Annotated in this window: 9 protein-coding genes and 1 riboswitch; of the genes, 5 read left to right on the forward strand and 4 right to left on the reverse strand. The window is 72.6% G+C overall.

All coding sequences use genetic code 11. The features are described from left to right. Nucleotides 1-105: 105 nt before the first annotated feature. A riboswitch (cyclic di-AMP (ydaO/yuaA leader) is annotated at nt 106-304 on the reverse strand. 495 nt (nt 305-799) lie between these two features. Together AB0H37_RS44540 and AB0H37_RS44545 are read right to left on the reverse strand one after the other, a co-directional pair. Beyond that, nucleotides 800-1,762, reverse strand: coding sequence for a C40 family peptidase (locus tag AB0H37_RS44540; protein ID WP_276530287.1), 963 nt, complete (start codon nt 1,760-1,762; stop codon nt 800-802). A 261-nt stretch (nt 1,763-2,023) separates the two neighbouring features. Then, nucleotides 2,024-3,289, reverse strand: coding sequence for an NYN domain-containing protein (locus tag AB0H37_RS44545; RefSeq protein WP_329093369.1), 1,266 nt, complete (start codon nt 3,287-3,289; stop codon nt 2,024-2,026). Between the two features lie 303 nt (nt 3,290-3,592). Between AB0H37_RS44545 and AB0H37_RS44550 the strand changes: the two genes are divergently transcribed. From AB0H37_RS44550 to AB0H37_RS44560, 3 genes are all read left to right on the forward strand, one after another. Further along, complete coding sequence (locus AB0H37_RS44550) at nt 3,593-5,458, forward strand: DEDD exonuclease domain-containing protein (protein ID WP_360618783.1); 1,866 nt, start codon at nt 3,593-3,595, stop codon at nt 5,456-5,458. 34 nt (nt 5,459-5,492) lie between these two features. Further along, on the forward strand, nt 5,493-6,242 hold the full coding sequence (locus AB0H37_RS44555; protein WP_360618784.1) for a rhomboid family intramembrane serine protease: 750 nt from the start codon (nt 5,493-5,495) through the stop codon (nt 6,240-6,242). Between the two features lie 108 nt (nt 6,243-6,350). After that, nucleotides 6,351-6,638: an Lrp/AsnC ligand binding domain-containing protein gene (locus AB0H37_RS44560; protein WP_179833738.1), complete on the forward strand. Its 288-nt coding sequence runs from the start codon at nt 6,351-6,353 to the stop codon at nt 6,636-6,638. Between the two features lie 24 nt (nt 6,639-6,662). Here AB0H37_RS44560 and AB0H37_RS44565 read toward each other — a convergent pair whose 3' ends face one another. After that, a complete protein-coding gene (locus AB0H37_RS44565) occupies nt 6,663-7,364 on the reverse strand; it encodes a hypothetical protein (RefSeq protein WP_329093363.1) in 702 nt (233 codons plus the stop codon). A 17-nt stretch (nt 7,365-7,381) separates the two neighbouring features. Beyond that, entirely contained in the window at nt 7,382-8,098 is a 717-nt protein-coding gene (locus AB0H37_RS44570) for an FCD domain-containing protein (protein WP_329093361.1), read from the reverse strand. Between the two features lie 78 nt (nt 8,099-8,176). Between AB0H37_RS44570 and AB0H37_RS44575 the strand changes: the two genes are divergently transcribed. Together AB0H37_RS44575 and AB0H37_RS44580 are read left to right on the forward strand one after the other, a co-directional pair. After that, nucleotides 8,177-9,211 carry an ABC transporter ATP-binding protein gene (locus AB0H37_RS44575; protein WP_360618786.1) on the forward strand — a complete coding sequence of 345 codons (1,035 nt, stop codon included), beginning with the start codon at nt 8,177-8,179 and terminating at the stop codon, nt 9,209-9,211. 47 nt (nt 9,212-9,258) lie between these two features. Further along, on the forward strand, nt 9,259-10,467 hold the full coding sequence (locus AB0H37_RS44580; protein WP_329093357.1) for an ABC transporter substrate-binding protein: 1,209 nt from the start codon (nt 9,259-9,261) through the stop codon (nt 10,465-10,467). Nucleotides 10,468-10,590: the final 123 nt, after the last annotated feature.

The raw sequence follows: 10,590 nt of genomic DNA on the forward strand, positions 1-10,590 counted from the left end.
CCAGAAGCCGCGCAGCACGTCCGGGAACGCGCCGGTGAGCTCGCCCCAGTTGAAGAACGTCTCGTGCACGCGCGGCCACGCCCCAGGTAACGCTGCGGGATTCACTCCTTCTCTTCCAGACGCCTACCGGGTTAGCTGACGGGTTCGGGCGTGGAAGTGGCCCTACGGCGGCTCTCACCGGACTGCGGAGAGAGACGCGCCGATTCACCCCGGGTGCCGGAATGCCCGTTCGGAGACGTTGTCCGAACCCCGGCGGATATGGGTCCCCGGTTCCGCACTGAAGCGGATTCGGCGCTGCCGCTGCGATCCTGGGGGCGAGATGGGGCCCGGCGCGGGACCTGTCTCCCGCGTGCGAACGAGCGGCGCCTGATGTTGTGGGTGGACGGCGGCCCGTCTCCGGGACCGTCCGGGGATCTGCCCCGTGTACGCCACCGCGGCTGCGCGCTCAGCGCCATGCACGCTGCGAGCGTGCGCACGGTGGACGGGACAGGCCGGTCTGCGTCGAGACCGTGCGGCGCCTTCGGGCGCCGCGGGACGGCACGTGGGGCGTGCCGCCCTGGGGGAGCGGCACGTGGATCGCGCCGCCGTCACGCGGGTGCTGGATGCGCCGCGTGGGGCCGGGGCGCCGGGTGGGCGCCGCGGGGCCGCGGCGTCTGGAGGGCGCCGTGAGTGGTGACAAGGTACCAAAACCCCAAAGGAAGGCAAACCCCCCCAAAAACAACAACGGACCAGGTCAGGCCTGGTCCGTTGTCGATGAGGCTCCGTCACGCCCGCGGGGCGGGGGTGTCAGGGCGGTGCGTCAGGGGCGCCCTGCGCCGTAGTAGTTGCTCAGGTAGTAGCCGGAGGTGATGTCGGCGATCCTGACGACGTCGCCGGTGTGCGGGGCGTGGATCATCTTGCCGCCGCCCACGTAGAGGCCGACGTGGCCGAGGCTGCTGAAGAACACCAGGTCGCCCGGCTGGAGGTTGCTCTTGGCCACCCGCTTGGTCGCGGCGTACTGGGAGTTGGTGGTGCGGGTGATGCCGACGCCCGCGGCGGCCCAGGACTTCATGGTGAGGCCGGAGCAGTCGTAGGAGCCAGGGCCCTCGGCGCCGTAGGAGTAGGGCTTGCCGAGCTGGGCGTAGGCGAAGTCGAGCGCCGCGCGGGCCGGACCGCTGGCCGGCCCGTTGTAGGTGCCGCCGGTGCCGCCGCCGGGGCCGCCCGAGCCCGACGGCGTGTTCGGGCTGAGCCGGCGCACGATCGCCTTCTGCTTCTTCACCTGCTTGTCGAGTTCGAGCTTCTGCTTCTTCAGCTCGTCCTGCTTCGACTTCACCTCGTCGTAGGCGGACTTCGCCTGGGACTGCTCGCGGCGGAGCCGCTGGGCGGTCGCGAGGAACTGGGTGAGCTGGGAGCTGCGCTCCTGCGACAGGTGCGAGAAGACGGCGGCCTGGTCGAGGATCGACTGCGGGTCCTTGCTGCCCACGAAGCCGGTGACGTCGGCCGAGTCACCGTTCTTGTAGGCGGTGGCCGCCATCTGAGCGATCTTGGACCGCTGCTCCTCGAAGCTGGCCTGCTCCTGCTTGCTCGCCTTGGTCGCGGCGTCGAACTTCTTCTTGGCGACCTTGAGCTTCTCGCGGTTCTGGTTGAACTGCTCGACCTTCTGGTCCATCTTCTCGTTGAGCTTGTCGAGCGCCTTCTGGGCCTGCGCCCGGGTCGGCTTGGGCTCGGCGTGCGCCACCACCGGGGAGCAGGTCAGGGAGACCGCCACGGTCAGGCCGGCCACGGCCGCCAGGCGACGGGAGACGCCTCTGCCCGCAGAGCCTGCCCTGCGGCCAGGCCGCTGCGCCGGTGCCCCGATGTGATCATTGGCCACGGTCGGTTTCGCCCCTCTCGTCAACGACGTCAGCCGCCGACATTAGCGAGGGGCAACAGCTGTCACAACCGATTCATCACTCTTTGATTGACATCTGTGTATATTGTCCACTTTTAGTGACGACATGATCACTTACGGCGAGGCTTGCCTTATCGGAGCCTTATCGGCACCTTAGGAGCGGCCCAGCCTGCGCAGCAGCAGGGAGGACGGGCAGGGACGCGCGCTGGCGCGCCGCGCGGCGTCGGCGACCTCCCGGTCGGACGACACCACGACCACCGACCGGCCGGGGGGCTCGGCCCGCACGAGCTCGCCGATCAGCTCGTCGGCCGTCTGGCCCGGGCGGCTGAACAGCACCCGCACGCCGCGCGGCGCCGCGATGGCGACCGGCGCGTCCAGTTCCGCGCCGTCGAACACGCACGTCACCTCGGCGCGCGTCTGCGCGGCGAGCCCGCCGAGCCCCGAAAGCAGCCGGCTGCGCTGGTCGGCCAGCGGCAGCTCCCCGTACCCGGTCTTGGTGACGTTGTAGCCGTCCACCACCAGGTGCACCTGCGGAAGCGTCAGCAGGCGGTCCAGCAACTGGGGGTCGCTGTCGGACAGGGCCCGGCCGGGCAGCGCGCGGTGCGCCAGCCGGTCCGGCTCCAGACCGCCCACCGCGTCGGCGGGACGGCCGATCGTGGAGGGCAGGGCCAGTTCCCGGCGGACGCCCTGCGCCGCGTCCACGAGCGCGTCCAGCAGCATCCGCAGCCGCACGTCGTCGACGTTGCGGCCCTCGCGCGCGGCCCGCTTGGCGGTCTCCGCCGCCTCCTCCGCCCGCACGGCCCGGGCGCGCAGCCTGCGCAGCTCCTTCTCCGACGCGGCGGTCGACTCGCGCGCGGCGGCGAGCTCGCGATCGGTCTCCGCCGCGACCGCGTGGGCGCGCTCCTCCGCGGCCCGGAACCGGGTGCGCGCGTCGTGCAGCTTGCGGCGCAGGTCCGCGACCTCGGCCTTGGTCTCGCGCAGCTCGGCGCGCAGCTTGGCCAGCTCGGCGCCGCGGGCGTCGCGGGTCGCGGCCAGCTCGGCCTTCAGCGCGGCGATGCGGCGCTCGGCCTCCTGCTCCTCCGACGCGGTCGCCGAGCGCGTCAGCTCCTCGCGCGCGGACTCCACCAGCCCGGTCCAGCCCGCGGGGCGCAGCAGGTAGGCCAGCACCGCGACGCGCACCGGGTCGGCCGCGGGCGGCACCTCCCCGCCCTCGACCGCCTCCACCAGGTCGGCCTGCGCCTCCCGGAGCGGCACCGCGACCCGGCGCCGGAACTCCCCGTCCTTCTCCAGCACCGCCGCGATGTGCTGGCCCGCGAGCCTGGCGCGCTTGCGGCGCTCGAACCGCGCGAACCGGCGCAGCGGCACGGGGACCTCGTCGGAGGGCAGCGACCCGATCAGCTCGGCGGCGACCTCCACCACGCCCTGCCGAACGGCCTCGGGAAGCGGGCGGGTCGGCTTCTCCGCGGGCTCCCCGTCGCCGGGGGTCGCTTCGGGACCGCTGTCGATGATCCCGCTCCTTCCGGGCTGCGCCGCCGGTGGGCTGTGTGTTCCCGAGCGCGCCCCGCCCTAACCGGGGCGAACGTGCGATCGGACGGATCGCGCCCGGCCCTCGGCGGGATGCCTCCCGCCCGTCCTCGCGGCCCCCGCCCGGCGGGACGTCCCGGCGCCCCCCAACCCTAGCGGCACGAAGTTCTGTCGGTGGGGTCCTCTACGGTCGCGCACATGACGGCTGCGCACGGTGTCCAAGGGCGCGGAGTCCAGGGGCACGGAGCCCAGGGGCACGGAGCCCAGGGGCACGGAGCCCAGGGGCACGGCGTCCAGGGCACCCTGGACGACCTCGGCACCCCCCTCCGCGACGTCACCTTCGTGGTGGTCGACCTGGAGACCACCGGCGGCTCGGCGGCCGACTCGGCCATCACCGAGATCGGCGCGGTGAAGGTGCGCGGCGGAGAGGAGCTCGGCGAGCTCGGCACGCTGGTCGATCCGGGCGGTCCCGTCCCGCCGTTCATCACCGCGCTGACCGGCATCACCACGGCGATGGTGACGGCCGCGCCGCGGATCGAGTCGGTGCTGCCGGCGTTCCTGGAGTTCGCGCGCGGCTGCGTCCTCGTCGCGCACAACGCCTCGTTCGACATCGGCTTCCTCAAGGCCGCGTGCGCCGCGAACGGCTACGCCTGGCCCGCGTTCGCGGTCGTCGACACCGTCGACCTGGCGCGGCGCGTGCTCTCCCGCGACGAGGTGCCCAACTGCAAACTCGCCACGCTGGCCCGCTTCTTCCGGACGTCCAACGAGCCCACGCACCGGGCCCTCGCCGACGCCCGCGCCACCGTGGAGGTGCTGCACGGCCTGATCGAGCGGCTCGGCTCGTTCGGCGTCACCTCGCTGGAGGAGATGCGCGGCTTCGCCAAGGCGCCCACCCCCGAGCAGCGCCGCAAGCGGCACCTCGCCGACGACGTCCCCTCCACCCCCGGCGTCTACCTGTTCGAGGACCACGCCGGCGAGGTCCTGTACGTGGGCAAGAGCGGCGACCTGCGCTCGCGCGTGCGCAGCTACTTCACCGGCTCGGAGACGCGCCGGCGCGTCCGGGAGATGGTCGGCCTCGCCGAGAACGTCCGCACCATCGTGTGCGCCACGGGGCTGGAGGCCGAGGTCCGCGAGCTGCGGCTGATCGCCGAGCACAAGCCGCGCTACAACCGCCGCTCCAAGTTCCCCGAGCGGGCGATCTGGCTGAAGCTGACCGTGGAGCCGTTCCCGCGGCTGTCCATCGTGCGGGAGTGCCGCGCCGACGGCGCCCGCTACCTCGGGCCGATCTCCTCGCGGCGGCAGGCCGAGGAGGCCCGCGCCGCGCTCCACGAGGCCGTGCCGCTGCGGCAGTGCACCCAGCGGCTGACGCTCCGGCTGGTGGAACGCGGCAAGGCGCGTTCGTGCGCCCTCGCCGAGCTCGGCCGGTGCGGCTCGCCCTGCGACGGCCGCGAGTCCGCCGACGCCTACGCCGTCCACACCGGGACGGCCCGCTCCATCATGGAGGGCGACGTGCGGCCCGTCGTGGCCGCCGCGCGGGTCCGCATCGACCGGCTGGCCTCCGAGCTGCGCTACGAGGAGGCCGCCGCCCAGCGCGACCGGCTCGCCGCGTTCGTCCGGGCCGCCGCGCGCGGGCAGCGGCTCGCGGCACTGGCCCGGCTGCCCCAGCTCGTGGCCGCCCGCCCCGCCTTCGACGGCGGCTGGGAGCTGTCGGTCGTGCGCTACGGCCGGCTCGCCGCCGCCGGCACCGTCCCGCCGAACGCCCGGCCGCGGCCCTACGTCGACGCGCTCGTCGCGACCGCCGAGACGGTGTTCCCGCCCTCCGGGGAGGCGCCCGGCGGCGTGGCGCTCGGCGCGCCCCCCTCGCAGGGCGCGACCGCCGAGGAGATGGAGTGCGTCCTGCGCTGGCTCGACCTGCCCGGCGTGCGCCTGGTCGAGGTCGACGGCCCGTGGACGTGCCCGCTGCACGGCGCCGAGGGGCTGCGCGAGTGGATCGACAAGGCCTACGACCGGAGCTACGAGCGGCCCGAGGGGGCCCGGCGCGGGCCCCGCCGCCCACTAAGGTGACGGTGTACACCCGGCAACCGGAGGACGACCCCGCATGGCACTGCCTCTCTACGACAGTCAGCCTGCGCGGCGCGTTCCCTGGGTGACCTACCTGCTGATCGCCGTCAACGTGGTGGTCTTCCTCCTCACCCCGATGTCGAACTTCGCCGCCTGGTACGGCAACGGCTCGGTCCGCGAGTGCAAGGCGACGCACTTCACGTTCGAGTACGGCGCCGTGCCGAAGGAGCTGACCACCGGCGACCAGCAGCCGCTGCCGACCGGGGTCGTGCACGACTGCGGGCCCGCAGGCTTCCGCAAGGCGCCCTGGACGACGGCGTTCACCTCGATGTTCCTGCACTCCAGCGCCCTGCACCTGCTCGGCAACCTGGTCTTCCTGTTCGTCGTCGGCATGGGGGTGGAGGACCGGCTCGGCCGGTGGCGCTACCTGCTCGCCTACCTGGCGTTCGGGCTCGTCGCCGTCTACGGGTTCGCGTGGACGTCGCCCGGCTCCACCGTCCCGCTCATCGGCGCGTCCGGCGCGATCGCCGGGGTGATGGGCGCCTACGTGATCCTCAACCCGCGGGGCCGCGTCGTCAGCTGGGTGCCGCCCGTCATCGTCATCCGCCTGCCGGTGTGGGTGGTGCTCGGCTACTGGTTCGTCCTGCAGTGGCTGTCCCTGGGCGACGAGAAGAGCAACGTCGCCTACACCGCGCACATCTACGGCTTCGTGGCGGGCGTGGTGTTCGCGCTCCTGGCCCGCCGCGCCGGCCCGGCCCACCGCCTGGCCGCGCTGAGCCGCGGCTGACCGGCCCGCCGCCGTCCACGGTCGGCCCGGACCGGGGCGTCCCTCGCGCCGGCGCCGCCGGCCTCCCCGATAGGGTCGGAGCGTCCGTTTCTGTGGGGGAGGGGTGCAGTGGTCACTGCGATCGTGTTCGTCAAGGCCGACGTCGCGCGCATCCACGAGGTGGCCGAGACGATCGCCGCGCTGGACGGTGTCAGCGAGGTGTACTCCATCACCGGCGACCACGACCTCATGGTGATGGTCCGGGTGCGCCGCCACGAGGAGCTCAACGACGTGATCCCGGGCCGCATCAACAAGGTCCCCGGCATCGCCGGCACCGAGACCCACATCGCGTTCCGCACCTACTCCCAGCACGACCTCGAGCAGGCCTTCTCCCTCGGTCTCGCCGACGCCGACTGACCCCGGGACCGGTGCCGGGCGCGGCTAGCGGCCGACGACGAGGGCGATGCGCTCGATGCCGCCCCCGCAGGGGCGGGCGGCGTAGCCGGGCACCTCGCGGTACACCGCGCCCGGGGGCCAGCTGGCGGTGTTGGAGGCCATCACGCGGCCGGGGGCGTTGACGACGAGGGCGGGCGCGGGGATCTCCCGCAGCGCCGGGACGACCTCGTTCTCGAACGTCCGGGCGAACACGTCGGCGGCCGCGACGCCCGCGAACGCCCCGCCGACGCGCACCGGCGCCGACAGGGTCAGGACGTACTCGTCGCTGCACAGGTAGTCGACGTAGGGGCCGCAGACGGTCTTCTCGGCGCCGCCCTGCGGCTCCGTGAACCACTCCCAGTCGGTGTAGTCGTACAGGACGCTGCTCTCGGGGTTCAGGTCGCGCAGCAGCTGGGACGGCCGCCCGGCCGGGCCGGTCTGCCACCACTCCAGGTACCAGGCGGCGTCGGCGAGCAGGCCCGGCGCGGCGATGAACCCCAGGCCGCAGACGATCGGGCCGAGACGGGAGAACAGCAGCGGGCGCAGCGCGGCGAGGTCGGCGCGGGCGGGGGCGCGCCCGGCGCGGTGGACGTCCTCCAGGCACCGCGCCGTCGCGTCGCGCACCTGCGCCACGGTGGTGAAGACGCCGTCCAGGGTCGCGCGGACGTGTGCCGCCGCCGCGCCGACGGCCGGTGGCTCGGCGGGCATGGGTCCCCCTCGGGGTCTCAGAGTGCGAGCCGTCGTTCAATCAGACGTTCTACCGCATTCGAGACGTGACTTTCAGCTACATCGCGCGCTCCGGCCGCGTCGGCGGCCTCGATCGCCTCGATGAGCCGGGCATGCTCGGCGTCGACGCGGTCGCGCTGTTCGGGCAGCTCGTGCACGGCCCAGACCAGCGGCCCGATCTCGGCCTGGAGCCGGATCTCCTCCCGGGTGAGCCGGCCGGACTGGGAGGCGGCGGCGACCTCCAGGTGGAGCCGGCCGTCCAGCCGGCACATCCCGTTGCCCGAGCCCGCCCCGGCCATCTCCTCCAGCGACCGCCGCAGGCGCCGGACGTCGCCGGGCAGCGACCGCCCGGCGGCGAGGCGCGCGGCCGCCCCGGCGATGGCGGCGTAGTGGTCGCCGAGATCGCGGAGCTCTTCAGCGCTGAGCGAACGCAGCCGCTCGTCGAGATCGAATGCCCTGGCAGGAGCCCGGACGAAGCTGCCGCCGCCGCGCCCCCGGCGGGTCTCGATGAGCCCTTGTTGACGCAAGGCCATCAGCGCTTCGCGTAGTGTGACCGTCGAAACACCGAGAAATGCCGACAGGTCGGTCTCACTGGGCAACTGCTCGCCGTCGGCGAGGAGGCCGAGCGCTATCGCGTCGCTCAAGCGCCGTACGACCGCGTGCACCCGCGCGGTGTTGTCGACGGGAGCGAACACGACGAGGTGCGCGCTGTCCATGGGCCCCCTCCCGGTGTTGACACAGTGATACCGGACCATCACTTGAACTTAAACCTCTGACTCCATATGTTTTCGGTCATGCCGGCTTCAGCGGTGAGGATCCGCGATCTTCGCAAGACCTTCGGCCCCGTCGAGGCGGTGGCGGGCGTCGACCTCGACATCGGGGACGGCGAGTTCTTCTCGATGCTCGGTCCGTCCGGGTCGGGGAAGACGACCGTGCTGCGGCTCATCGCGGGGTTCGAGCGCCCGACCTCTGGAACGATCGAACTCGGCGGCAGGGACGTGACCGGGCTCGCGCCGTTCGATCGTGACGTCAACACCGTCTTCCAGGACTACGCGCTCTTCCCGCACCTGGACGTGCTCCGCAACGTCGAGTACGGCCTGAAGGTGCGCAGGGTGCCGAAGGCCAAGCGCCGGGAGCGGGCGCTGGAGGCGCTGCGCAGCGTCCGGCTCGACGGGATGCAGGCGCGCCGCCCCGGCGAGTTGTCGGGCGGCCAGCGCCAGCGGGTCGCGCTCGCCCGGGCGCTGGTGAACGAGCCGAAGGTGCTGCTGCTGGACGAGCCGCTCGGCGCGCTCGACCTGAAGCTGCGCGAGGAGATGCAGGTCGAGCTGAAGAGCATCCAGCGCAGGGCCGGCATCACCTTCGTGTTCGTCACCCACGACCAGGAGGAGGCGCTGACCCTCAGCGACCGGATCGCCGTCCTCGACGGTGGCCGGGTCCAGCAGGTCGGCACGCCGGCCGAGGTGTACGAGCGTCCGGCCACCGAGTTCGTGGCCGGCTTCGTCGGGACGACCAACCGCATCGGCGACGTCTGCGTGCGGCCGGAGAAGATCCACGTCCACGAGGACGGCGGCGACCGGGAGGCGGGCGGGCCGGACGCGGGGGACCGGCAGGCGCTCGGCACGGTCGCCGAGGTCGTCTACGCCGGCGCGGTCACCCGCTTCGTGATCGACCTGGAGTCGGGGGACCGGGTCGTCGCGCTGCAGCAGAACCTGCGGACCTCCTCCATGGACGTGCTGGGCCGGCGCGGCGCGCGCGTCCGGATCAGCTGGCACGAGGCGCACGAGTTCCACGTGTCGGGCGCCGGCTCCCTGCCGGCTCCCACCCCCTGAGCCACCCCAACAAACCCCCGAAAAACCCCCACAATAAGGAGTTCCCCATGTGGTCCACGCGCATGGCGGCCGCCGCCGCGGCGACGCTGGCGATCGGACTTGCGGCCGTCGCCTGCGGCGGCGACTCGGGCGACAAGGCGACCGGAGCCGGGCAAGGCGGCTTCCCGGTTCCCAAGGTGCCGATGCAGAAGTCGCTCGGCCAGGGCGAGGGCCAGGTCAACCTGGTCGCCTGGGCCGGGTACGCCGAGGACGGCTCCAACGACCCCAAGGTCGACTGGGTCACCCCGTTCGAGAAGCAGACCGGCTGCAAGGTCAACACCAAGGTCGCCGGCACGTCCGACGAGATGGTCACCCTGATGAAGACCGGCGAGTACGACGCGGTCTCCGCCTCCGGCGACGCCTCGCTGCGGCTGATCGCCTCCGGGACGGTCGCGCCGGTCAACACCGGGCTGGTGCCGAACTACGCCGACGTGTTCGCCGGCCTGAAGATGAAGCCGTGGAACTCGGTGAACAACGTCGCCTACGGCATCCCGCACGGCCGCGGCGCCAACCTGCTCATGTGGCGCACCGACAAGGTCAAGACGGCCCCCGACTCGTGGGGCGCGGTGTTCGACGCCAACTCCCCGTACAAGGGGAAGATCACCGCCTACGACTCGCCGATCTACATCGCCGACGCCGCCCTCTACCTGAAGACGGCCAAGCCCGAGCTCGGCATCAAGGACCCGTACGCGCTCGACCAGAAGCAGTTCGACGCGGCCGTCGCGCTGCTCAAGACCCAGCGCGGGCTCATCGGCGAGTACTGGTCCGACTACACCAAGGAGGTCCAGGCGTTCAAGAGCGGCGACTCCGTCCTCGGGACGACGTGGCAGGTCATCGCCAACCTCGCGCAGGGTGAGAAGGCCCCGGTCAAGGTGGCCCTGCCCAAGGAGGGCTCCACCGGCTGGTCGGACACGTGGATGGTCGGCGCGAAGGCCAAGCACCCCAACTGCGCCTACAAGTGGATGGACTGGATCGTCTCTCCCAAGGCGAACGCGCAGGTCGCCGAGTGGTTCGGTGAGGCGCCGGCGAACGCCAAGGCGTGCCGGGAGACCGCGGTCAAGACCCACTGCGACACCTTCCACGCCACCGACGAGAACTACTTCTCCCAGGTGCACTTCTGGACGACGCCGATCGCGCAGTGCCTCGACGGGCGCAAGGACGTCAAGTGCGTCGACTACTCCAAGTGGACCCAGGCGTGGACCGCGATCAAGGGATGACCGGCTCCGCCCTCAGCGGCGGTAAGGACGGCCGCCCGGCTGCGCCCCGAGCAGCACCCGGTGGCCGCGTGCGGCGAGTTGCGCGCACACGTCGCGGCCGATGCCCCGGTTCGCCCCGGTGAC

The sequence above is a fragment of the Actinomadura sp. NPDC023710 genome, assembly GCF_040639875.1.
Classification (GTDB): Bacteria; Actinomycetota; Actinomycetes; order Streptosporangiales; family Streptosporangiaceae; genus Spirillospora; species Spirillospora citrea.